The sequence below is a fragment of the Lacihabitans sp. CCS-44 genome (assembly GCF_024343735.1).
Classification (GTDB): Bacteria; Bacteroidota; Bacteroidia; order Cytophagales; family Spirosomataceae; genus Leadbetterella.
In genome coordinates this window covers 60,082-83,031 of record NZ_RJUE01000007.1, presented here as the reverse complement: position 1 = coordinate 83,031, position 22,950 = coordinate 60,082, and the positions used below count along the sequence as shown (strand labels likewise).

Here is a 22,950-nt window from a genome sequence, read left to right as displayed (position 1 = left end):
ACCGTAATGGAGGCAATTGTTGTGGGCTCTACAGGTTTAGTGGGCTCAGAATTGGTTAAACAGCTGGACATGGATTCAGATTTTTCTAAAATTTCTGCCTTAGTCAGAAAAAAAACTGAAAATAAATATGTCAAAGTAAAAGAGATTGAGGTAGATTTTGAAAAACTTCCAGAAAATGTTTTTAACAGTAATTGTGTGGTTTTTTGCTGCTTGGGTACTACTATCAAAAAAGCAGGTAGTAAGGAAGCGTTCAGAAAAGTAGATTTTGAGTTTCCTTTGAATACTGCCAGAACAGCCAAGCAAAAGGGAGTGAAGCGTTTTGCAATAATTACCGCTATGGGTTCTGATTCATCATCAGTTGTTTTTTATAACAAAGTAAAAGGCGAAATAGAAAATGCACTAACGGACTTACAATTTGATTGTCTCGGTATTTTTCGACCATCTATGCTTCTGGGAGAAAGAGCCGAATTTAGACTTGGGGAGCGTGTAGGTCAGAAAGTTATGAACTTTTTTGGTTTCTTAATTCCCAAAAACTACAAAGCTATTCACGGACAAAAGGTAGCGGCTGCAATGCTCGAATTTGCCAAACAAATCAATAAAACAGGAAAGCAAATAATTCTTTCAGGCGATATGTATTAGTCCCATTTATAGCTAGAGTTCAATAAATCATCGTCTGTTTTTTTTGAAATTTGTTTTTCTGTATAATTCTCATCTGCGTTCTTAAACTGTTCAAAATCTACGTGTGGCATGAGTTCAGATTTGATATGATTCACAGTTTCTTGTAGGGCTTCTAAGACTTTGTCAAAATCTTCTTTGTAAATAAAAAGTTTGCTTTTTTCAAAAACAAACTCTCCATCTTTTTGAAACCTACGACTTTCGGTCACCGTGAGATAGTAATCATTTGATCGTGTGGCTCTTACGTCAAAAAAATAAGTTCGTTTACCTGCCTTTATTCTCTTTGAAAAAATCTTCTCTTGCTCTTCTCTTTCCACTTGTAGAATTTTTATGGGTTGTTTGATTTCCAAAAATAAGTTTTTATTGCCTCAAATAAAAAAAAATCAAACAAAAAAAGTGCTATTCATCGAGGAGAAACATAAATATGTAAATATATTTTTGTACTTTGTGAGTAATGTTGTCCAAAACTTTCTGACCTGAACAATAAAATTTAAATAAATCTATTCTTTTTGCAAATATGGATTTAAGGGAAAAAAGTATTTTAAAGTACATTCCAATCACTTTTTTTTTATTGCTGCTGTCGATAAATCTAAGAGCACAGAAGGTCGAAATTGGAAAGACTTTTAAAGGTAAGACGTCCTATTATGGAAAAAAATTTAACGGAAGAAAAACCGCTAGCGGAGAACGTTTAAATAATAGAGATTTTACTTGTGCCCACAAGTATTTTCCATTTGGGACTATGATTGAAGTTGAAAATCCAGTAACAAAAGAATGGGTAGTTGTTAGGGTAAACGACCGCGGTCCTTTCACAAAAGGTAGAGTATTAGACCTATCTTACGAAGCTGCCAGAAGAATTGGACTACTTCAAAAAGGAATCATGAGTATCAATGCGAAAGTGGTAGGAATTGACAGAGAAATCATGTTATTTAGAGACGGTAGTACAGAGGATAACTTCCAAGAGGTGTTTTCAAAAGATAGCACTCAGGTAGTGGTGCCGTATTTGCCAGAAACTTCGGCCTCCAAAAAAAAGAATTAAATGCAGAAATTAGACTTAGCTAAAATAAGAGAATACGGCAATTTAGATTTTTTGTCGAAACAATTGGTAGAAGGTTTTATTACAGGCCTCCACAAATCTCCTTTTCATGGCTTTTCGGTGGAGTTTGCTGAACACCGATTGTACAACTCCGGCGAAAGTACGCGGCACATCGACTGGAAAGTTTTTGGAAAGACTGATAAGCTTTTTGTAAAACGTTTTGAGGAAGAAACAAACCTAAGATGTCATTTGCTGGTAGATGTTTCCTCATCGATGTATTACCCAATTAAGAACAATGGAAAGCTTAATTTTTCGGTTTTAGCGGCTGGAACACTAGCCAATATGCTACAAAGACAGCGGGATGCGGTAAGTTTAGTGACTTTTTCAGACAAAATAGAAACACATACCGAGTGCAAGTCTACTACTACGCATATCATGAAGATATACCATGAGTTGGAGAAGGTGTTGAATCGCAAACATGAGCTTCAAAAAACATCGGTTATAGAGACTCTGCACGAGATAGCCGACAAGATACATACACGGTCGTTGGTGGTGATATTTAGCGATATGTTTGAGAATATGGATGATATGGAAAGGATATTTTCGGCCATGCAGCACCTCAAACACAACAAACACGAAGTTTTGCTTTTTCATGTAACTGACAAAAAGACCGAGCTGGATTTTGATTTTGATGAACGCCCTTATGAGTTTATAGACTTAGAATCTGGCGAAAAAGTAAAAATTCAACCATCTCAGGTCAAAGAAAAATATATTTCAGTTTTGGAAGATTTTCATCATGAACTTAAAATTAAGTGCGGTCAATATAAAATTGATTATATCGAAGTAGATATAGAACAAGGTTTCGATCAGATATTGTCTTCGTTTTTGGCCAAAAGAGCAAAGATGAGGTAATTTGCCTATTTTCACCATCCATAATATCAAAATATCCAATCATAAACTTTCTTTTGCATTGTAACTGGCTGGGCATCTACTTTTGAATAAAAAATAAACAAAAGCATGTTACTAACAACTACTCCCAGCATCGAAGGTCGCACTATTGTGGAATACAAAGCCATCGTTACAGGTGAAACTATTATTGGAGCCAATATTTTCAAGGATTTTTTAGCAGGAATTCGAGACATCGTAGGCGGGCGTTCGGGTTCTTATGAGCGAGTATTGCGTGAAGCAAAAGATACTGCCATGTCTGAAATGATAGACAGAGCCCGCAAATATGGTGCAGATGCAGTGGTCGGCATAGATTTAGACTACGAAACAGTGGGTAAAAACGGCGGAATGTTGATGGTTTCTGCTTCTGGAACTGCGGTGAAATTGAGCTAAGTCGGGGTTTACTCCAACCGTCGAATCATTTCCATACATGCCCTTGCGTTGTGGTAGGGGCATTTCCACATTCCTATTTTGTCCATGTTGGTGAGAGGTTTGCCGTTGGCATCAACACCCCAATACCATTCTCCAGTAGCTGTGAGGAGGTTTTTCTTTATGAAATCCCAAGACTTTCTAGATTGATTGAAGTATTTTAGATCACTTGAAATTTGATAACTATTATAAAATCCAACCATCGCTTCTGCCTGTGGCCACCAATCTTTTTGGGTTTTTAGGTGTGAGCCATCAATTTCATAAAACATGCCGCCATCATTATCAATACCTTTTTGGGCAGCATCACTCAAGCCGATAGAGAATGGTTTTATTTTTTCAATCCATGTTTTATCATGCAATACTTCGGCGGTTTCTAGAAGCAGCCATGATGCCTCTATATCATGCCCATAGGAAATAATCTCTGACCTTGGTTGCCAATCATCAGTGAGGAAAAGTATCTGCGTTTTGGTATTTTTATCAATAATATTTTCAGTGAAATTTGTCAAAAGTCCGTAGAGTTGCTTTTTTAGAAATGGGTCTTTCCAAACTCTATATAGATTGGTATAGGGCTCAATGATATGCAGATGCGTATTCATAGACTTTTTTTGGTCGCTTTTCCCTTGGGTTATTACTTTGTCTTCGGTTATTTTCCAATCTTCTGTAGCTACTTCAAAATACCCACCATTTTTTGTGTCATATCCATGTTTTTCTATGAGTTTGAACAATGTGATAGCGGTATTTAATGCAGATTTATTGCCAAATGCTCTGTAATATTCCGAAAGCCCATAAAGCATAAATCCTTGACCATACATTTGCTTGTGTTTTTCTTTAGGCTTGCCCAAATAATCCACCGACCAATATCCACCACCGTTTTTCTTATCCCAAAAATATTTCATCAGATAAGTATATGACCTATCTGCCATCATTTTGTACTCGGGCTTTGGGTTGTGAATATAGGCTGCTGAAAACGTCCACAAAATCCGACTATTCAATACCAAACCTTTGTCTGCATTTGGATATACTTTATCGTTTCCGTCTACTTTTCCTATAAAGCCACCATTTTCCTTATCAATTGAGTTTTTTATCCAATAATTAAGAATACTTTCTAATTCCTGAGACATTTCATTACGAAATTTCCTTTTTTCGTTTTCTAAAGAATCTGTCTTTAAAGTATCACTTTCAGGCACTTTTTGAAATTCAGTCTTTGCTTGGCTTTCAAAAATAGAAAATACAAACAGGAGTGAGATTAAAGTTATTTTCATAGGTTGGTGTTGTTTTGAATAGAAGTATTCAATTTAAAACTCCTAGCTTTACCCGAATTTATTCCCACAAGTAATTGGTTTTTAATCATTTTTAGGCCTCTAACGTCACCTTTTACGCCTAGGTTTGAGTGATAGTTAAAGTTGCCTTTTTTGTCATTTAAATAAACCTGAACATAATTTGCATCTATATTTCCAAGCCTTACTCGCCCTTTAGATTGATTTCCAGCCAAAATCAGATCTAAATATCCATCACCGTTTAAATCACTGCTTTCAATGGCGTAAACTGGTGAAAACTGAGCTTGAATTGGAAGCGTTTTAACTTTGAACGTTCCATTATTATTCTCCAGATAAGTGGTTTCTAAAGTATTAATCTCTAATTTTTTGATGTCTTTGTTCTTAAAGTCTGCCAGCACTTCGTCAATAGTGGCAGTTGAATAGGCTTCATGGGTTATATATTTTTTCTTCAAACTCACCAATTGGTCAGAAATCTCATCTCGGCTGTAGGCCGGATAGTTTTTGCCTTGTGTGTAGTATCCTAGAATAGGGTCTATTTTGCCGTTTTCGTCAAAATCTTGATAAAATAAACTTACTGGTTCTTTTAGGCTTGCCTTTAGCTGCGAGTTGAAACCTTGATTACCAGCTACAATGTCCTGGTCGCCGTCATTGTCGAAGTCTGCTACTTTTACACTCGACCAAGATCCAATTAGTTTTGAGAGTTCGTTCTCTACTTTCGAGAAAATACCATTGTTGTTTTCTAAAATTTGAATGCCTACCCACTCACCCACAATTACCAAATCTTGCCAGCCATCTTTGTTATAATCTATTGCTTCTATGTCTGTTACGATACCTAAATTAGCAAAAAGCTGGTCATCTACTTTCACGAACTTTCCGTTGTCGTTGCGGTAAAGTCGGCTTGGATTAGAAATCGGGAAATTCCAAGGGACAATAGAACCGCCCACCACCAAGTCAAGGTCGCCATCTTTGTCAAAATCTATGGCTTCGAGGCTAGAGTCTGCAAAAGGCGTGTCAACCAATGCATCAAAAGACTTTGTGAAATTCCCCTTTCCATCGTTGATATAAACCCTGTTTTGGAGCATCAAATCGTTTGGTAAATACTCATAACCACCACTGCTAACTATCAGGTCGAGATCTCCATCTCTTTCAATATCCATGAAAACAGCGTCTGTATCGGTGCAAAGTTCGTCTTGCTTAAATACAGCTTGTTCTTTTTTTACAAAGGTGCCGTTTGTTTGTTGGATAAAAAGCTCCGATGGCGAGCCTTTGCCACTACCAACAAATACATCTTCTAATCCATCGTTGTTTATGTCACCTTTGGTTATTCTCGGCCCTTGGTACGAATACATTTGAGGAAGAAGTATTTGCCTCGAAAAATCATTCAAAGGCATTTGATTATGTGTAAAATCAAATGCCATGTTTTCTCTAAAAAGCAAAGGAATTTGCCCTATTTCGAAAGAGTTATGATTTGGTTTGTACTCAATTTTCAGCGTTTGGTTAGATGCGATATCTGTTTGTTTTTGCATCTTTCCATCAGGCCAAACTATTATTAAGCTATCGATTTTTGTAAGATTACCAAGCCCAAAAATGATATTCGCATTACTGCTACTTTGGTATCCATGTACGGGGGTGTATTCTTGCACTTGCTTCATATTTTCACCAAAAACATAGAATTTTGCACCATTTTTCCTAGGGTCAGGGCTACTAATAATCAGGTAGTTGCCAGTTTTGTTTTCAGTACTTAGATTTTTGTAAATAAATGATTCTTCGTTGAGGTTATTAGTCACAATTTCTAAATCCCCGTCATTGTCTAAATCAACCGAAATAGTACCATTCGAAATCACTGCATCTTCAAAACCCCAGTCTTTTTGTTTGTTAGAAAAAGTCAGGTTTTTGTTGTTTTGAAAAATGTAATTCGGTGTTTTGGTCGAAGGCATTTTTTTGATAACATCCATTACATTTGTGCTAGACTGCTGACCTTCATCGGCATAATATTTCATAAAATCCATGTTGGTGTAGTCGCGTAGATAGCCATTAGAAACGAAAATGTCTTTGTAACCGTCGTTGTCATAATCGGCAAACAATACAGACCATGACCAATCTGTGTTTGAAATGCCAGCGAGTTGACCTATCTCACTAAAAGTGTCATTTCCGTTATTGACTTGCAGCATGTTTCGCATAAAAGACGGCTGAATACCATTTTTAAGCATAGAAAGGTAGGCCTCATATTTTTCGGGGCCAAAGAGTAATTTCTGCCTTTTATTATCTTCTGGCAACATATCAGTGGTCATGATGTCGGGCAATAGGTCATTGTTTATATCGCCTATTTCATTACCCATAGAGAAATAACTCGTGTGGTTAGTCCTTGATTTTATTTCGTCGGTAAAAGTTCCGTTTTTATTGTTGATGTATAAATAATCCTCTTCAAGGTAGTCATTAGATACATAAATGTCTGCCCAGCCGTCGTTGTTGAGGTCTGCAGTATGTATGCCAAGTCCAAATCCAATAGGGTTGCCTTTTATACCTGCGGCAATGCTTACGTCTGTAAATTTCCCTCCATTGTTTTGCATCAATCTATGGCCAGCCAACGAATCTCTCATAAAATGAACAGCTTGGACATCGAATCTTTTGAAGTCTTTCACGTTGTGGTTGAGAATATATGCATCTTGGTCGCCGTCTTTGTCATAATCAAAAAAGGCTGCTTGCGTACTGTAAGTTTTTAAATCAAGTCCATATTCGGCCGCTTTATCTGTAAATGTTAGGTCTTTGTTGTTGATATACAGTTTATTGGCTCTTAATTCAGGGTTCTCAATATTGGCCGAAACCGACACATATATATCTTGCCAGCCGTCGTTGTTGATATCCACCACGCTTACGCCAGTTTTCCATTCTCCATTAAATTTTATACCACTTTTCTCAGTAATGTCATCAAATTTGAGTTCGCCTTTGTTGATATAAATTTTGTCAGAACCTTGGTTGGCTGTATAGTACAAATCTTGTAAGCCATCTTTGTTGAAATCTGCAGAAGCCACTCCACCCCCATTGTAGAAATATTCGTAGTTGAGTACGTTATCTAGTTCATTTTCAGTTATTTTATTTATAAAATCGATGTTGGTGTCGCCAGAGTTTAATTTTTCAAAAAGCTTGTTGTTGTCTTTGCATGAAACTAAAAAAACTAAGACTAAGATGGAGAAAAGGTATTTCATTTAACTGACGAATAGGATAATTATAATTCTCCAAAAATAAGCGTTTTCTTTATTTTTATTGCTGGTTTTACCCCTAAATATGTTTTTTAAAAGTGATTTGACAAACAGCAAACTTGGAGTTTCTTCGATGTCGTTCTAATTACATTTTATTTCCTTTCCAAATAGTCTTACTTTTGTATTCAAAAAATTAAACTTTCAGGGATGTTATACCCCCAAAATATAGAAATTAAGTTAGGTTTCGATAAAATCAGGACATTAATTGCCGAAGAATGTGTGAGTTCGCTTGGGAGGACTTTTGTTGATAAAATTCGTTTTTCTGATAGGTTTGATATCATCAAAAAAATGATTGACCAAACCGCTGAATTCAGATTGATATTGCAGCTAGAGTCTTCATTTCCTAATCAGAATTATTTAGACGTTATTCCTTTTCTGAAAAGGGCCGTTATTCCGGGGTCTTATTTAGACGAGGAAGAGTTTTTTGATATTAAACTTTCGCTCACCACCATTCAGCAAATTATTCATTTTTTTAAGAATAAAGAAGAAGGTAGATATCCGCAGCTGCGTACTTTAATGCAAAACACCCTTCCAGCAGATAAGCAAGACGGTTGGGGTGATTTGATTGGGCAAATAGGAGGGGTGATTGACGAAAAAGGCAAAGTGAAAGACAATGCTTCTAAAGAACTTTATGAGATCAGAAGAAAGTTGTCTGTTGAGCAGAATAATGTAAAACGTACATTAGAAAGGATTTATAGAACCGCCAAAAATTCTGGTTGGATAAGCGAAGACATGAGTTTGGCTTATAGAAATGGCCGCCTGGTTTTGCCATTATTAGCTGAACATAAACGAAAATTGCAAGGCTTTGTACATGACGAATCTGCTTCGGGGCAAATAGCTTTTGTAGAACCAGGCGAAGTATTAGAGTCAAACAATGAAATAAGGGACCTAGAAATAAAGGAGCGAAGAGAGGTTATCAAAATTCTTGAGAATTTAACTTCAGCTCTTCGTCCACACATTGCCGACCTCGAAAAGTCCTATCATTTTCTTGGCCTTATGGATTTTATAAGGGCAAAGGCCAAATTGGCTCAGAAAATTGACGCTACAAGCCCACTTTTGCTCAACGAAACGATTGTTGATTGGACAAAGGCCGTTCATCCATTATTATTTTTGGCTCATAAAAAGGTCAACAAGTCTATAGTGCCATTGAGAGTTGTTCTTGAGCCAGAGAAGAGGATTTTAGTAGTTTCTGGGCCAAATGCGGGTGGGAAGTCAGTGATGCTTAAAACTATCGGATTGATTCAGTATATGGTCCAATGTGGTCTGTTGGTGCCGGTTTCTCCCGACTCAAAGGTTGGGATTTTTAAAAGTGTATTTATAGATATTGGTGACGAGCAAAGTATTGAAAATGACCTGAGTACGTATAGTTCACACCTTACCAACATGCGAGAGTTTTTGGTGCATTCAGACAAGCACACCTTGTTTTTGATAGATGAGTTTGGAACAGGTACAGAGCCAAGTTTAGGTGGAGCCATTGCGGAGTCAATTTTAGAGAATTTACTCAAAAATCGGGCTTTTGGGGTAGTAAATACGCACTATACTAATCTCAAAATATTTGCTGATAAAAACGAAGGCTTGATAAACGGAGCCATGAAGTTTGATGCAGAGCATTTAGATCCGCTTTATGAACTTGAAATGGGTCAACCTGGAAGTTCTTTTGCACTGGAAGTAGCCCAAAAAATTGGTTTGCCGCGACATATCATCGAGAATTCGAAAAGAAAACTCGGCAAAAGTCAGGTGAATTTTGAGAAATTGCTCAAAGAACTGGAGATTGAGAAGAAAGTTTTTGCCGAACAAAATAGTATTCTCAAAAAGGAAACATCTGAACTTAAACAAAAGATTGAGCAATATAATGGTTTAAAGAATTTCTTAGAAACGGATAAAAAGCGGATTCTAAATGAAGCCAAAGAAAGTGCCAAAGTGTTGTTAAAAGATGCCAATAAGCAGATTGAAAGCACCATTCGTGAAATAAAAGAAAATAAAGCCGAGAAAGAAACCACCAAAGTGGTAAGGCAAATGTTGGAGGAGTTCAAAGAAGAAAAACTGAAACCCGAAAAACCCCAGGTTCAAAAACAAACTGCTGATGTATTCCAAAAAGCCGAAGGCAAAATAGCTCAGGGTGATTTTGTGAAAATAATTGGACAAGAGACTTTCGGACAAGTAGTTAGTCTCAACGGAAAAGACGCAGAAGTGTCATTAGGAGAATTAAAGTCTAATATAAAACTCAATAGGTTAGAACGTGTTTCGAAGAAAGAGTTTAAGTCTGCAGTAAAAGAAACACCACGCGAAAACCTGAAAGGAATTGATATCAATGAGAAGATGGTCAATTTTAGTTTCAATCTTGATATAAGAGGAAAACGTGGCGAAGAGGCCATTCAAGAAGTAGATTTGCTTATGGACGATGCCATATTTTTGGGTTATCCGCAACTTCGTATTGTTCATGGCAAGGGTGATGGTATTTTGAGGAATTTGGTCAGGAATCACCTAAAGCATTATAAATCAGTGAAAAAGATGTCTGACGAACATGCTGACCGTGGAGGTCAGGGTGTTACAATTGTAGATATGAAGTAGGGGGCTCGGTTATTGGTTACTGGTGAATTGGTTACTGGGGTACTGGTGAATTGATTATTACTCACATTAGTAATGCCAACTTGGCGATTTACACCCAATCTGTAAAAATCAGCATTGCTTGTTCCGATAGCTATCGGAGCGTCATCAGCGTGCCATTTTAAAGTAATACATTACTGAATGTATTAAATTTCAAACACCATAATCAAAAAATACATTTCATCACTATTTCTATCCATTCATGTACTTTGTTATACACAGTACCTTGCCGTATATTAGTTTTGAATCATCAAACAAAACAAAATAAACAAATTACAAATATGAAAAAGCTATTTAGAATAAAAGGAAACGAATCTATGTTGGGTGGTGTTATGGCTGGGATTGCCGAGTATTTCAATATCGACGTTACGTTGGTGAGAGTTTTGGCAGTAGGAGCATTTTTTACGCCAGTTCCGATAGTATTTATGTATCTTATCATGTGGGCTATAATGCCAACAAAACAAGAGACATTTGCAACTTTAGCACAATAATAATTAGGGTTTAATAGATTGGAATAGCTCGGAGCATTGCTTCGAGCTATTTTTTTGATAGATTTATATCCAATTAAGATTTTTTGAGCTTTGTCACTCTGAAATAGCTGTAGACGAGCGATATCAGCACCCAAAGGCCCATTTTGCTAAGTGTAAAAATTGATGCAAACCAGTTGCTTACTAGCTCCATAAATGGTTCTTTGGTAAATCTGTCGAATCCTATATCCAGCACAAAGCTGATTATCATAATGATAACTAAAAACTGAATGGTCTGAAGAATGATGGCTTTGATTTCGGTGCTATTCATTTAGTGATGTTTTTGAGTAAAAATAATTGGTTTTGTTTCTGTTATCTATGATTTTATTCATATCAAAATGTCAACTTACTCAAATCCACATTTCCACCACTCAATATGATGCCAACTTGTTGATTTTTAAATACTTCTTTGTTTTTAATAAGTGCTGCTAATGGCACAGCACACGATGGTTCTATGATAATCTTGAGGTTTTCAAAAACCAACTTCAACGCCGCCATGATTTCTTCATCGTTTACTAAAAGTATGTCTCTAACTGTATCTCTGATTATCTCCAGTGTTTTTTCAGAAAGATTGGTCAACAAACCATCGGCTACAGTATTGATAAAAGGAGCTTTTTCTACTTTTCCTGATTTGAAAGAAAGAACAGCATCTGCTGCACCCTCGGGTTCGCCTGCATACACTTTGGCTTTTTTTGAAAAGTATTTTGCAGTCAAGCCAGTTCCACTTAATAAGCCACCACCACCCACAGGAGCAAGTATAGCATCTAGATCGGGTTGTTCTTCCAAAAGTTCCTTTGAAGCGGTAGCTTGGCCAGCAATCACGTCATAGTTGTCAAAAGGATGAATAAAAACAGCCCCAGTTTTTTCTATTATCTTTTTTACCCCATTTTCACGTGCTTCAAGGGTTGGCTCACAAAATATCAATTCTGCTCCAAGACTCAATACCCCATTTACTTTCGGTTTTGGTGCATTGCTCGGCATTACAATGTAGGCTTTTACATGGAGCAATTTGGCAGCAAGAGCCACTGCTTGGGCATGATTTCCCGAAGAATGTGTGCACAAACCTTTTTCTATCAGAGATTTATCTAAACTCAAAGCCGCATTTAGCCCACCTCTAGCCTTAAACGCACCGATTTTCTGTAGGTTTTCGCATTTAAAAAATACTTCACAACCACATAATTCGTTGATTTTGTCAGAAGACAAAACGGGTGTTCTATTTATATAAGGCTTTATTCGCTCATGCGAAGTCATGATGTCGAGTTTTGACGGGATACTTTGCAGCATAGAATGAACTTATTGTTTATAAAATCTATTATCAATTTAATACTATCTTTTCGGTAAAATTGCATCAAAAAACTTAATTTTGCACGCAATTTCATGGAGATACAAAATTATGCGATTAATAATACTATTGTTTGTTTCTTTTGGCTTATTTGCCAAGGCTCCTAAAGACGTAAACCTCAAAAATCCTCCTCCAAGAATCATCAGGACGTGCTGCTCTTTTGGAGTGGATGTGAAAGTTGCGGGTATGCCTTTCATAAAATATACTGAGGTTACCTCGCCCGAACTTATCGGAGAACACAAATATTTAGGTAGTAAAGCTGAAAACAACGGAATCATTTATACTCAATTGGGTGGTTTTATAGACATGGGTCACCTGCGTGACATCGCAGATTTTACAGCTTATCTCTATCTTTTAATTAAAGAAGAAAGGCATTTGGGCTCATTTTCTCTTAAATTGGGCAATGAAGGTGGTATGAAAACACTTAATGTACAAGTTCCTGACAATTTTACAGACGAGGATATTGTGCATTTGGCGGGGAAAATAGCTTACGACCTTTCGGTTTGGCACGAAATATCTACTTCTTATGGGGCGTCTTTTATACCTCTTGTTCCTGAGCGATATTCAAGTTTTTCTGTAGAAGATGCTTACTCAAACCTTCTGGGTGTGCATTTGGGTATGAAATCTATTTTAAGTGATGGAGAATATGAAACCGAAATGACCGCCAATGTAAAAGAGACATTGGAAGGGCTAAAGGCTTTGAGTGGTAAAGAAAGCACCATAGAGGCGATGAATGCAGTGAAAGATATTTGGTGGTCTGGAAAGGCAAAGCTTCCAAGTCGTAAAGTGCTTATAAAAAGGCAATTTGAGGTGTACGATTGTGTTTTTCCGATGCTGATTGATGCCGAGAAAATAGAAAAAAGCGAAGAGAATAAGATTTGTGTACCAAATTTGAGTTCTGCTAATGAGCCTTTGAACGATTTTTATTCGCTTACTATAAAAGCCAATTTCAAGATTCCGGTTGAAAAAGTTTTCGGAGCACATGTGAAAGAAAAGAATGTGATTACTCAGCTCGATTTCCCTTTGTTAATAAAATACGCCGAAGAGGCCACTTTTAAGTCTACTGACCAGTAACATTATTTGAGTTTATTTTTTCTCATTTAATTATCATCTATTTGCATAGCAAATGACCCTCAAAATCCTTAATTTTGCAGGAAATTTAAATCGATTATAAATTTTCGTAAAAATGCAGATTAAAGAAATTCTTCAGCTTTCGCCAGAAAGTCAAAATGTAGTTGTCAAAGGGTGGGTTAGAACCAAAAGAGGTCAGGCCAATATCGTTTTTATCAATCTAAATGACGGCTCCACAATAAAAAATATTCAGGCGGTAGTAGAAGATGGAGGCATAGATGAAGAAACACTTAAGAAAATAACTACTGGAGCGTGTATAGCCGTTAGTGGTATTTTAGTAGCTTCTGCTGGTTCTGGTCAAGCTGTTGAGGTCGTAGCCAAATCTATAGAAGTGTATGGAACGGCAGACGAAACATTCCCAATGCAGCCTAAGAAGCACAGTTTGGAGTTTTTGAGAGAGAAAGCCCATTTGCGTTTCAGAACCAACGTTTTCGGTGCCATATTCCGCGTTAGGCATGCCTTGGCTTTTGCAGTACATAAATATTACAACGACAATGGATTCTTCTATCTGCATACACCAATAGTTACAGCTTCTGATGCCGAGGGTGCTGGGGAGATGTTCAGGGTGAGTACTTTTGAGCCTAATTCAGCTCCAAAAAACGAAGACGGAACTGTAGATTTTAGTCAAGATTTCTTCGGAAGAGAAACATCTTTAACGGTTTCTGGTCAGCTCGAAGGCGAGTTGGGAGCTATGGCTCTTTCAAAAATTTACACTTTTGGTCCAACTTTTAGAGCCGAAAATTCTAACACTACCCGTCACCTTGCCGAATTCTGGATGATAGAGCCGGAAGTTGCCTTTTATGAATTAGAAGACAACATGAACTTGGCAGAAAGCTTTGTCAAATACGTCATTCAGTATGCTGTAGACAACTGCAAAGACGATTTAGAGTTTCTTCAAAACAGACTTTTGGAAGAAGAAAAGTCAAAACCTCAAAATGAGCGTTCGGAGCAGACTTTGTTGGAAAAGTTAAGTTTTGTGGTTGAAAATAGCTTCGAAAGATTGACCTACACCGAAGCCATTGAAATCTTGCTGAAGTCAAAACCAGCCCAAAAGAAGCAGTTTCAGTATGAAGTGGGCTGGGGTATAGACCTACAGTCGGAGCATGAGCGATATTTGGTGGAGAAGCATTTTAAAAAACCAGTAATACTTACCAACTACCCAAAAGACATCAAGGCTTTCTACATGAAGCAAGACGAAGATGGAAAGACAGTTAGGGCGATGGATGTTCTTTTCCCAGGTATTGGTGAAATAATAGGTGGCTCTCAAAGAGAAGATAATTATGAAAAACTGATGACCAGAATCGGAGAAGTGGGTATCGACCCAGAAAATCTCTGGTGGTATTTGGATACTCGTAGATTCGGTTCAGCTCCGCATTCAGGTTTCGGTTTAGGTTTTGAGCGTTTGGTATTGTTTGTTACTGGTATGAGCAACATCCGTGACGTTATTCCTTTTCCACGTACGCCTAAAAACGCCGAATTTTAAGCTATGATAATAGCCTTACTTGTTTTCCTAGCAGTTATAGGTGCCAATGTTATCGTGAGTGTGTATCTCGAACGAAAGCTCTCGGCATTTATTCAAGACAGGCTTGGACCTATGGAAGTAGGCAAGTGGGGACTTTTACAATTGATAGCCGACTTGATAAAGCTATTCCAAAAAGAAGATATTATACCGGATACTGCTGATAAAAAGCTCTTTAAAGCTGCTCCTTATTTAATTTTCGCTGCTATATTTTCTGGTTTTGCATTAGTTCCAGTCAACAGATTGTTGCAAGGAGCTGACCTACAGTCGGGTGTCTTTGTCTTAATGGGAGTTATTTCATTAGACATTATCGGTATTTTGATGGCGGGCTGGTCTTCTAACAACAAGTATGCTTTGTTGGGGTCTATGCGTTCAGTAGCTCAGATACTCTCTTATGAAGTGCCTATTGGGCTTTGTATTTTGTGTGTAGCCATTACGAGTTCAAGTCTTAATTTGCAAGAAATTATTGGTCAACAAGGGATATTCTCACTTGAGCCGAATTATCTGTTTGGTATAAAAGCATTAGGCATTGAAACCACACAAGTTGGAGGTTTTTTGACTTGGAATATTTTTAGAAGCCCATTTTTGTTTGTGGTTTTTATTATTTTTATTATAGCTGGATTAGCCGAAGCAAACCGAGCACCTTTTGATTTGCCCGAAGCTGAATCAGAGTTAATTGCAGGATTTCATACCGAATATTCAGGTTTTCGTTGGGCGATACTTTTTCTTGCAGAATATGGTATGATGCTTTTGTTGGCATTTTTAACTGCCATATTGTTTCTAGGAGGTTGGAATTCTCCGTTGCCAAACATTGGGCCTTTAAAGCTGGCTACATGGACTTCAGGTACAGATGGTACGCTTTCTATGCATCTTTGGGGTGCTTTTTGGTTGTTTTCCAAAGCTTATTTTGGCATGTTGGTACAAATGTGGGTCAGATGGACATTGCCTCGCCTCAGAATAGACCAGTTGATGTATCTTTGTTGGAAAGTGCTTACACCTTTGTGCCTTATTTTGGTTTTGATTTCAGCCTTTTGGCGAATTTTAATGATATGGTAAAATGGCAAAACTGATTGATAAGGAATTAGAAGAGGCCATTATTGCTTTGCCCACGAAAGAAAAGAACAAGATTCTCATTAGGTTAATAAATAAGGATAAGTTTCTGGTTGAGCAGCTTCATTTTAAATTACTAGAACATCCTGAAATAGACCTTAAAATAAGGCAAGACATTGTAGCTGAGGAGATTGAAAAGCTAAAAAGGTATAAGGCAATAAAATCTAAAGAATTGCTTACAATCCAAAGAAGCTTTTTCGCTTTGATTTCTCATCATAAAAGAATCACTGCTGATAAAGTAGGGGAGGTTAGGTTAGTGGTTATGCTTATCCTCAAATTCGTAAGTTATTATCCATTTGTTTTTAACAAAGCCGACCTGAAATACAATTTAAAACTCAATGAGTTTAACCTCAAGAAAATGATTCTGTTGCTCAAAAACCTTAAAGGAATTCACGAAGATTACAAAATTGAGTTTGAAGATGACATAAATAAAATCTTAGACTTTTTTTATAATGGTATTCACGGCGATTTAGCAAAAAGCCTTGGTTTGCCTCGAAATATTGACTGACGATGAAAAGACAACTCCTAGTTCTGAAGTTTGGTACAGCTTCTATCACAAAAGCTTCTGGTACACCAGATATAGAAATTATTAATGAAATAGCACGGCAGTCAGCTGTTTTGCTAAAAAAATATAGAATCGTTATTGTATCTTCTGGAGCTGTAGGTGCTGGGAAACACTTTGTTCAAAACTATGAAGGTACTATCAGCCAAAGAAAAGCAGCCGCTGCTATTGGGAATCCGCTTTTACTAAAAATGTATGATCAGGCTTTTGAGAAATACGGAATAAAAGTGGCTCAGAGTCTTTTAGAAAGGCAGCATTTCGCCAACCGTCAGCAGTTTTTACAGCTCAAAGAAACGTATGAGGAACTATGGAAAAGTAACGTGATTCCCATTGCCAACGAAAATGACGTTGTGAGTAACAGAGAGCTTAAATTCTCTGACAATGACGAACTTGCTACTTTGATTGCTGGTGGATTTGGAGCAAATGTATTGATGCTATGCACTGCCTCAGGTGGTTTATTGGATAAAGAAGGACTATTGGTGCCGCAGGTAGAAAAGATAGACGAACATATTCTAGGTATGGTCAGTAAATCTAAAACAGCTCTAGGACTTGGAGGTATGGCCTCGAAACTGACTTTCACGCATTTAGCTAACAAAATGGGAATAAAAGTCATTATTTTTGGTATGAAGCTAGCTGACGGAATATTGAATGCCATTTCTGAAAATGTGGGAACGACCTTCTTACCTCAAGAAGCCAATTTATCTGCTAAAAACAAATGGATTGCGAGTGGTGCCATTTCTGTGGGAAGTGTGATAATAGACAAAGGAGCTAGCAAGGCGTTGATGAGTCGCAAAAGCTTACTTGCTGTTGGTATTATTTCTTTTGAAGGAGAGTTCGAGTCGGGAGAATTGGTAGAAATAGTGGATGAAAACAAACAAATACTCGCAGTAGGAAAAGCAAAAATATCTTCAGCGATTCTTCAAGAAAACCTCAAAGTACAAAATCTCATTTTTGTGCACGCCGATGACATCGTGTTGATATAAAAAAAGCCTTTGGCATTTACCAAAGGCTTAGTTTATTCTATATAAATCTAGAAATTATTTTTTTGGAGCAGTTGCAGCTGGAGCAGCGTCTTTGGTTTCAGCAGGAACTGGAACCCCCATTTTCTTGAATACCAAGTTGGTGATGTTGTCAGTCTCAGGAGCTACCAATATTACGGGTGTAGTGCCATATCCAGCATCAGAGTTTAACACGTAAGTGTAACCATTCTCTTTAGCCACTGCGTCTATGGCCGTTTGGATTTTATCCATTACTGGAGCTATCATCTCTTGTTGTTTACGAGAAAGTGCCGCTTCAGCATTTTGTTGCAATTCTTGCAATTCGTTTTGCTTGTTTTGTAAAGTCTTCTCTTTGTCAGCTTTGATTACTGCAGACATAGAAGGAGCATTTTTTTGATAATCTTCGAACATTTTTTGAGCTTCAGCTAACTTGTCTTGGTAAAGCTTATCGTACTGAGCTTTTTCTGTTGATAATTTTGCTTGTATATCTTTAGAATCAGGCAAGTTTTGAAGAATAAACTCTATGTTGGTATAACCTATTTTAAGATTCTGAGCGTTAGTTGAAATACTTGCTAAAATTGTTAAAGCAATTACAAATAGTTTGATTTTCATTTCTGTAGTATTAATAAAATTAAATTGGTTTACTTTTTAATATTTAATCCCAGCTCCTCGATTACAAAATCTGTATAATCATGTCTTGGGTCAGCATAGAACATACTCATGTCCGATGCTTTGTCAAAGATAAAACTAAGTTTATATTTTCGAGCTATTTTTTCTGATGTTTTGTATATTTCATCTAATATTGGCTTCAATATTTCCTTTTTCTTCTGAAAAAGCTGACCGTTAAGTCCGAAGATGCTGTTGTTTAATATTCTCAGTTCGTCTTCTTTTTTGTCAATTTCACTCAGTTTTTCTTTTTTCATATCGGCCGTCAGAAGTATTTCTTCCTGCTGATATTTCTGTTTCATTTTTTCTGTCTCCGCATATTTAGCTTGTAAATCTTTTGTCCATTTCTCCGCAAATTGATTCATCGTTTCACTTGCCTTTTTGTATTCTGGCATTTTGTTCATGATGTATTCCGTATCAATGTAGCCAAATTTTTGAGCAATGGTTTGGAAACCTGAGAGCATCAAAAATAAAAAAAATATTTTCAATTTCATTTTTTTTAGATTTAGTCCTTTCTGTTTTTTATTCTATGGTTTCGTGTTCTTAAGACGAAAACGCACATCAATAGTTTATATTTTTAATTCTGATTAACAGAAATTTAACATTAACGTATCTGTTGGCCAATACTGAATGTAAATCCTTTTCTACCTTGGTTGTTTAATCCAGGAATCGGGTCAAAGCCATAGCCATAATCAATACCAATTAATCCAAAAGCAGCCATGAAAATCCTTGCACCAATACCCGCAGATCGTCTCAATTTGAATGGGTTATAGTCTTTGTAGCTTCCCCAGCTGTTGCCAGCCTCAGCAAATCCTAATACAAAAATGGTAGCTTGAGGATTTAATGAAACGGGATAACGAAGTTCTAGTGCATATTTACTATAAATAATTCCCCCTGTTCTGGAGTATGTGCCAGTAGCTTGAGATGCGGCCACTTTTTCGTTGTAAGTGGCTTCATATACAACACCTTCATCATACCCTCTCAATCCAATTAGTTCTACCCCTATGCTGTTGGTGTTTTGAAGGCCCATACCTGCACCACCAATCACAAATCTGCCAAAAGGGCTATAGCTGGTACTTGTGTTATATCTTCCCAAGAAACCCATGTTTCCTTTTGCATGAAATATTAGTTTTCCAAACACTGGTGCATACCAGTCAGCATCAAACATCCATTTGTGCCCTTCTATCCATAGTTTTCCAGATTTCGGAGTACCAAACAATGAATAAGGAGGGTTAAATGTTGTATTTAAGGAAATGTTAGAACCACTTCTTGTAAATTGAGGATTATCAAGGCTATATCTTGAAACATTAAATCCTAGCGAAACATCATGTGCTTGTCCATTTCTGAAGTTTGAAAGTAGGAAGCTATTCTCAACATCATAATATTGATATGAAAGTGCTGAACTAAAGTTAAAGTTTCTGTCTGGCCAATTAAGCCTCTTTCCATAAGTCACAGATCCACCGGTATTTCTAAAAAAACCTTGATAAAGTGCAGAATTATATACATTTCCATAATAAGAACTGCTGGTAGAATTTGCATATAGTCTTTGCATTCTGTCTGCTATTTTACTGTAATCTTGCACTGAATGGAATAAACTTACAGAGAAAGAGTTGGGTTTTTTGCCTCCAAGCCAAGGTTCAGTAAATGAAAGAGAATAGTTTTGGAAGCCGCCGTTAGCCTGAAATCTGATGGCGAATCTCTGCCCATCTCCTTTCGGAAGAGGCTTGTATTCTTTGAGATTAAGTATTTTACGTATAGCAAAGTTGTTGAAAACTATACCAAACGTACCAATAATACCCTGAATTCCGCTCCATCCACCCGAAAGTTCAATATTGTCGTTGGATTTCTCTTCTACGTTATATTCAATATTTACAGTTCCATCGTTTTGCGGTACTGGCTTTGGTTCAATCTTTTGTGGGTCAAAGTATCCAAGTTTTGATAGCATTTGAACGGTTTCTACCAAGTCTGTTTTGCTAAACTTCTGGCCAGGTTTTGTGAGTATTTCTCTTAGAACTACATGGTCACTGGTTTTTGTATTACCGTTTAAGATAATCTTATTTATTGTTGCCTGCTTACCTTCTGTAATTCTCATTTCTATATCTATAGAGTCGCCTTCGATAGCTATTTCTATAGGTTGACAACTAAAGTAGAGATAACCGTCGTCCATGTAATACGAACTAACATCCTGTTGAGGTTTACCATTTATTTTTTTCTCAAGCTCTTCAGGATTGTAAATATCGCCTTTTTTTACACCCAATATTAGACCTAAAGTATCTGCATTTCTCAAATAATTTCCCGTCCAGGTAATGTTTCTATAGTAAAACCTTTTCCCTTCTGTTACATTTAAGACAATATTAATATTTTTATCATCTACTACATAAATGGAATCGCTCACGATCTGGGCATTTCTATATCCGTTTTTATTTAAATAGGATACGAGTTTTTCTTTGTCTTCCTTATATTTTTTTGTAATAAACTTGGAAGGGGTAAAGATTCTTAAAGGAGCTTTTTCTTTAGTGCCTTTCATTTTAGAAAGAATCTTCCATTCTGGAAGCTCATTTATTCCATTTAGTTGAATGTCATTTATTTTAACCTTGGCTTTCTTTGAAATATTAAAAACTAAAGAGGCGTTGTTAACCCTTATCGTATCTGCAATCTGCTGAACTTGTACAGTACAGTTTCTAAAACCTTTGTCGAGAAAATGTTTTTTTACAAGATTTTGGATGTTTTTAACCATGGCATCAGTTATTACCTTGCCTTTATACGTTTTTATTTTGTCTTCAACAGTTTCCTTTTCACCCTTTCTGATTCCATTGAGAACAATCTTATTTAGTCTTGGTCTTTCTTTTAAAGCCAATTCAAGAAATACAGTTTTGCCCTCTACCTTTGTAATGTTTATAGAAACATCCTCGATAATTCCTTGATCCATTAGTCTTTTTATGGCAGTGGAAATTCGCTCTCCAGGTATTTTTATTTCATCGTTTACATTAAGGCCAGAAACTGATATAAGTGTATTTGCGTCTAAGAATTGGACACCAGTAACTACTATGCCACCTATAATATAGTCTTTTGGACTTGTGTAATCTACCAATGATTCTTCGGATACCGTTCGGTTTAAACGAGGAAGTCCTACTCTTTGGGCGTTTGCAGCGAAGTGTACCGCAAAAATTAAGGCTGTTAATATGAATGGTTTTAAAGAATTCCTCATTTATTTGTTTTTATCTGATCTCCTGTTTTTCCGAATCGTCTCTCTCTTTGTTGATAAGTCTTTATGGCGTCTTTTAAATGCTCTTTTCTGAAATCGGGCCAAAAAACATCGTCTAAGAACAGAAGTTCTGCGTATGCAGACTGCCAAAGTAGATAGTTACTTATTCTATGGTCTCCTCCGGTTCTTATTAAAAAATCAACGTCGGGGTCTGGGTATGTTGACAAAAACTTGTTAAACATGCTTTCATTGATATCCTCCACACCTAGTTCATCGCTTTTTATTTTGGTGGCTATTTGTTTAATAGCCTGCACTATATCCCACTTTCCGCTATAACTGAGAGCTAAACTAAGCACCAAGCCTGTGTTATCTTTGGTTTTTTCTATTCCTGCAAGCATTTCATTTCTGGCACTTTTGGGTAACATTTCTAAGTCACCAATACATTTTAGTCTCACGTTGTTTTTGTGTAGACTCGGTATTTCGTCGCCAATGGTTTTAATCAATAGGCTCATGATACCGTCTACTTCGGCCTTAGGTCTCCCCCAGTTTTCAGTAGAAAAGGTATAGAGTGTAAGGTAGCCAACTCCCAATTCTGCACAGCCCTCTACGGTATCTCTTACTGCAGTAATTCCATGATGGTGACCAAAAATACGCATGGCACCTTTGCTTTTAGCCCACCTCCCATTACCATCCATGATAACGGCTATATGCTTGGGTAAATTGTTTAAATCGATGTCTTCCAATAAAAAAATAGTATTTGTCCGTTTGAAAAGGATTGCAAAAATACAAAAAAGATAAAGGAATAAAAAGCAGTGTATCTTAATAAAGCTAAAATATAGTTTTAATTGATTTAAAGCAGCTTAATAATGCTCAAAACGGAATTCTTTATTTGCCAGGAGGGCAATGAACCTTATAAAAAAGATAACTTACAGAGAAAGTTAAATGGAAGTATTTGTCTTTTTGGAGGGTATTGGGGCTTTGAAATAATTTGAAATTTTTAGCATTGCTTTCAAATGAAGGATAAAAGCTTTCTGGTTCTTCAGTTGTATTATTGAAGCCGAAACCATCAAAAAAGTCAGCATTTTTCTTACGAAGCAATACTCTGGTACTAAACTCAACGCCGAAGTTCCATTTGCCGTTGATGATTTTTTTATATCCAATACCAAATGGTAATACTGGATCAGGCCCAGCAATGATAGAGTTAATATTTGAAGTACCTCCGTTTGTATATTTCCTTCTTAAAAATTGAGAATTGCCAAATCCACCAAATAAGTAAGGAGTCCACTGGTGTTCATATCTACCGTTGTGCGTCCGAAAGTTCAAAAAATTATACTCTATTTGGCCATTGTAATCCCACAGTGTATTGGTGAATTTTAGACCTCTAGATTTATTCAAGGCATTGCCAGACTTTTCGTCATTCCCTCCAACGAAACCTATCATGGCGTTGGCTTTTACCGAAATAACTTTAGAAACATTGTAGCGAACAAAAAGGTTAGTGGCTACAGAAGGGTTTAGTATCCTGAAAGTTGGTTGTATATCTCCTTTATAATAAGTAGGTCCTAGGCCTGCTCCTATTTCAAGTTTTTGAGCCAATGAAAAATACGAAATGAATAAAAATAGCAGTGTTTTTTTTAACATACCTTTTGTTTGCAACAGTAAAGTTC

The 22,950-nt window shown here is 36.8% G+C and carries 21 protein-coding genes; 11 read left to right on the top strand and 10 right to left on the bottom strand.

What is annotated here, in order from left to right; genetic code table 11:
- Window positions 1-6 precede the first annotated feature (6 nt).
- Complete coding sequence (locus EGI26_RS05560) at window positions 7-639, top strand: oxidoreductase (protein WP_255076895.1); 633 nt, start codon at window positions 7-9, stop codon at window positions 637-639.
- Here EGI26_RS05560 and EGI26_RS05555 read toward each other — a convergent pair.
- The gene (locus EGI26_RS05555; protein ID WP_255076927.1) at window positions 636-992 is read right to left on the bottom strand and encodes a DUF3276 family protein; all 357 of its coding nucleotides are present in this window, start codon (window positions 990-992) and stop codon (window positions 636-638) included. The genes EGI26_RS05560 and EGI26_RS05555 overlap by 4 nt on opposite strands.
- Window positions 993-1,192: 200 nt before the next feature.
- Between EGI26_RS05555 and EGI26_RS05550 the strand changes: the two genes are divergently transcribed.
- The 3 genes from EGI26_RS05550 (at window position 1,193) to EGI26_RS05540 (ending at window position 3,046) form a co-directional block, all read left to right on the top strand.
- A complete protein-coding gene (locus EGI26_RS05550) occupies window positions 1,193-1,711 on the top strand; it encodes a septal ring lytic transglycosylase RlpA family protein (RefSeq protein WP_255076894.1) in 519 nt (172 codons plus the stop codon).
- Window positions 1,712-2,620: a DUF58 domain-containing protein gene (locus EGI26_RS05545; protein WP_255076893.1), complete on the top strand. Its 909-nt coding sequence runs from the start codon at window positions 1,712-1,714 to the stop codon at window positions 2,618-2,620. It abuts the gene before it with no gap.
- 105 nt (window positions 2,621-2,725) lie between these two features.
- Window positions 2,726-3,046 carry a heavy metal-binding domain-containing protein gene (locus tag EGI26_RS05540; RefSeq protein WP_255076891.1) on the top strand — a complete coding sequence of 107 codons (321 nt, stop codon included), beginning with the start codon at window positions 2,726-2,728 and terminating at the stop codon, window positions 3,044-3,046.
- A gap of 8 nt (window positions 3,047-3,054) precedes the next feature.
- Here the strand turns inward: EGI26_RS05540 and EGI26_RS05535 are convergent, their stop codons facing one another.
- The gene (locus tag EGI26_RS05535) at window positions 3,055-4,344 is read right to left on the bottom strand and encodes an AGE family epimerase/isomerase (RefSeq protein WP_255076890.1); all 1,290 of its coding nucleotides are present in this window, start codon (window positions 4,342-4,344) and stop codon (window positions 3,055-3,057) included.
- A complete protein-coding gene (locus EGI26_RS05530; RefSeq protein ID WP_255076888.1) occupies window positions 4,341-7,565 on the bottom strand; it encodes a VCBS repeat-containing protein in 3,225 nt (1,074 codons plus the stop codon). The genes EGI26_RS05535 and EGI26_RS05530 overlap by 4 nt, the downstream gene beginning before the upstream one ends.
- A gap of 201 nt (window positions 7,566-7,766) precedes the next feature.
- On the opposite strand from EGI26_RS05530, the gene EGI26_RS05525 reads away from it, so the two are divergent.
- Together EGI26_RS05525 and EGI26_RS05520 are read left to right on the top strand one after the other, a co-directional pair.
- On the top strand, window positions 7,767-10,190 hold the full coding sequence (locus EGI26_RS05525; protein WP_255076887.1) for an endonuclease MutS2: 2,424 nt from the start codon (window positions 7,767-7,769) through the stop codon (window positions 10,188-10,190).
- A gap of 317 nt (window positions 10,191-10,507) precedes the next feature.
- A complete protein-coding gene (locus EGI26_RS05520) occupies window positions 10,508-10,717 on the top strand; it encodes a PspC domain-containing protein (protein WP_255076883.1) in 210 nt (69 codons plus the stop codon).
- Between the two features lie 73 nt (window positions 10,718-10,790).
- On the opposite strand, the gene EGI26_RS05515 is transcribed toward EGI26_RS05520, so the two are convergent.
- Both EGI26_RS05515 and EGI26_RS05510 read right to left on the bottom strand, forming a co-directional pair.
- Complete coding sequence (locus EGI26_RS05515) at window positions 10,791-11,024, bottom strand: hypothetical protein (protein ID WP_255076882.1); 234 nt, start codon at window positions 11,022-11,024, stop codon at window positions 10,791-10,793.
- Between the two features lie 62 nt (window positions 11,025-11,086).
- Window positions 11,087-12,037: a threonine/serine dehydratase gene (locus tag EGI26_RS05510; RefSeq protein ID WP_255076881.1), complete on the bottom strand. Its 951-nt coding sequence runs from the start codon at window positions 12,035-12,037 to the stop codon at window positions 11,087-11,089.
- Window positions 12,038-12,146: 109 nt separating this feature from the next.
- On the opposite strand from EGI26_RS05510, the gene EGI26_RS05505 reads away from it, so the two are divergent.
- The 5 genes from EGI26_RS05505 (at window position 12,147) to proB (ending at window position 17,400) form a co-directional block, all read left to right on the top strand.
- Window positions 12,147-13,169, top strand: a complete 1,023-nt coding sequence (locus EGI26_RS05505) for a DUF4056 domain-containing protein (RefSeq protein ID WP_255076880.1) — start codon at window positions 12,147-12,149, stop codon at window positions 13,167-13,169.
- Between the two features lie 112 nt (window positions 13,170-13,281).
- Window positions 13,282-14,709 carry an asparagine--tRNA ligase gene (asnS, locus tag EGI26_RS05500; RefSeq protein WP_255076879.1) on the top strand — a complete coding sequence of 476 codons (1,428 nt, stop codon included), beginning with the start codon at window positions 13,282-13,284 and terminating at the stop codon, window positions 14,707-14,709.
- A gap of 3 nt (window positions 14,710-14,712) precedes the next feature.
- The gene (locus tag EGI26_RS05495) at window positions 14,713-15,801 is read left to right on the top strand and encodes a complex I subunit 1 family protein (RefSeq protein WP_255076878.1); all 1,089 of its coding nucleotides are present in this window, start codon (window positions 14,713-14,715) and stop codon (window positions 15,799-15,801) included.
- Between the two features lies 1 nt (window position 15,802).
- The gene (locus tag EGI26_RS05490) at window positions 15,803-16,363 is read left to right on the top strand and encodes a hypothetical protein (protein ID WP_255076877.1); all 561 of its coding nucleotides are present in this window, start codon (window positions 15,803-15,805) and stop codon (window positions 16,361-16,363) included.
- A 2-nt stretch (window positions 16,364-16,365) separates the two neighbouring features.
- Complete coding sequence (gene proB, locus EGI26_RS05485; RefSeq protein ID WP_255076876.1) at window positions 16,366-17,400, top strand: glutamate 5-kinase; 1,035 nt, start codon at window positions 16,366-16,368, stop codon at window positions 17,398-17,400.
- Between the two features lie 54 nt (window positions 17,401-17,454).
- Here proB and EGI26_RS05480 read toward each other — a convergent pair whose 3' ends face one another.
- The 5 genes from EGI26_RS05480 to EGI26_RS05460 form a co-directional block, all read right to left on the bottom strand.
- Complete coding sequence (locus EGI26_RS05480; RefSeq protein ID WP_255076875.1) at window positions 17,455-18,027, bottom strand: OmpH family outer membrane protein; 573 nt, start codon at window positions 18,025-18,027, stop codon at window positions 17,455-17,457.
- A 29-nt stretch (window positions 18,028-18,056) separates the two neighbouring features.
- Window positions 18,057-18,575 (bottom strand): OmpH family outer membrane protein, encoded by a 519-nt coding sequence (locus EGI26_RS05475; protein WP_255076874.1) that lies wholly within the window; start codon window positions 18,573-18,575, stop codon window positions 18,057-18,059.
- Between the two features lie 110 nt (window positions 18,576-18,685).
- Window positions 18,686-21,289, bottom strand: coding sequence for an outer membrane protein assembly factor BamA (bamA, locus tag EGI26_RS05470; RefSeq protein ID WP_255076873.1), 2,604 nt, complete (start codon window positions 21,287-21,289; stop codon window positions 18,686-18,688).
- Window positions 21,286-22,029 carry an isoprenyl transferase gene (locus EGI26_RS05465; protein ID WP_255076872.1) on the bottom strand — a complete coding sequence of 248 codons (744 nt, stop codon included), beginning with the start codon at window positions 22,027-22,029 and terminating at the stop codon, window positions 21,286-21,288. The genes bamA and EGI26_RS05465 overlap by 4 nt, the downstream gene beginning before the upstream one ends.
- A 142-nt stretch (window positions 22,030-22,171) precedes the next feature.
- Window positions 22,172-22,924 (bottom strand): DUF6089 family protein, encoded by a 753-nt coding sequence (locus EGI26_RS05460; RefSeq protein WP_255076871.1) that lies wholly within the window; start codon window positions 22,922-22,924, stop codon window positions 22,172-22,174.
- Window positions 22,925-22,950: the final 26 nt, after the last annotated feature.

Bases quoted from the DNA above. Each gene is read 5' to 3' on its own strand.
- EGI26_RS05560 (WP_255076895.1), top strand. From the start codon at position 7: ATGGAGGCAATTGTTGTGGGCTCTACAGGTTTAGTGGGCTCAGAATTG.
- EGI26_RS05550 (WP_255076894.1), top strand. From the start codon at position 1,193: ATGGATTTAAGGGAAAAAAGTATTTTAAAGTACATTCCAATCACTTTT.
- EGI26_RS05545 (WP_255076893.1), top strand. From the start codon at position 1,712: ATGCAGAAATTAGACTTAGCTAAAATAAGAGAATACGGCAATTTAGAT.
- EGI26_RS05540 (WP_255076891.1), top strand. From the start codon at position 2,726: ATGTTACTAACAACTACTCCCAGCATCGAAGGTCGCACTATTGTGGAA.
- EGI26_RS05535 (WP_255076890.1), bottom strand. From the start codon at position 4,344: ATGAAAATAACTTTAATCTCACTCCTGTTTGTATTTTCTATTTTTGAA.
- EGI26_RS05530 (WP_255076888.1), bottom strand. From the start codon at position 7,565: ATGAAATACCTTTTCTCCATCTTAGTCTTAGTTTTTTTAGTTTCATGC.
- EGI26_RS05525 (WP_255076887.1), top strand. From the start codon at position 7,767: ATGTTATACCCCCAAAATATAGAAATTAAGTTAGGTTTCGATAAAATC.
- EGI26_RS05520 (WP_255076883.1), top strand. From the start codon at position 10,508: ATGAAAAAGCTATTTAGAATAAAAGGAAACGAATCTATGTTGGGTGGT.
- EGI26_RS05515 (WP_255076882.1), bottom strand. From the start codon at position 11,024: ATGAATAGCACCGAAATCAAAGCCATCATTCTTCAGACCATTCAGTTT.
- EGI26_RS05510 (WP_255076881.1), bottom strand. From the start codon at position 12,037: ATGCTGCAAAGTATCCCGTCAAAACTCGACATCATGACTTCGCATGAG.
- EGI26_RS05505 (WP_255076880.1), top strand. From the start codon at position 12,147: ATGCGATTAATAATACTATTGTTTGTTTCTTTTGGCTTATTTGCCAAG.
- asnS (WP_255076879.1), top strand. From the start codon at position 13,282: ATGCAGATTAAAGAAATTCTTCAGCTTTCGCCAGAAAGTCAAAATGTA.
- EGI26_RS05495 (WP_255076878.1), top strand. From the start codon at position 14,713: ATGATAATAGCCTTACTTGTTTTCCTAGCAGTTATAGGTGCCAATGTT.
- EGI26_RS05490 (WP_255076877.1), top strand. From the start codon at position 15,803: ATGGCAAAACTGATTGATAAGGAATTAGAAGAGGCCATTATTGCTTTG.
- proB (WP_255076876.1), top strand. From the start codon at position 16,366: ATGAAAAGACAACTCCTAGTTCTGAAGTTTGGTACAGCTTCTATCACA.
- EGI26_RS05480 (WP_255076875.1), bottom strand. From the start codon at position 18,027: ATGAAAATCAAACTATTTGTAATTGCTTTAACAATTTTAGCAAGTATT.
- EGI26_RS05475 (WP_255076874.1), bottom strand. From the start codon at position 18,575: ATGAAATTGAAAATATTTTTTTTATTTTTGATGCTCTCAGGTTTCCAA.
- bamA (WP_255076873.1), bottom strand. From the start codon at position 21,289: ATGAGGAATTCTTTAAAACCATTCATATTAACAGCCTTAATTTTTGCG.
- EGI26_RS05460 (WP_255076871.1), bottom strand. From the start codon at position 22,924: ATGTTAAAAAAAACACTGCTATTTTTATTCATTTCGTATTTTTCATTG.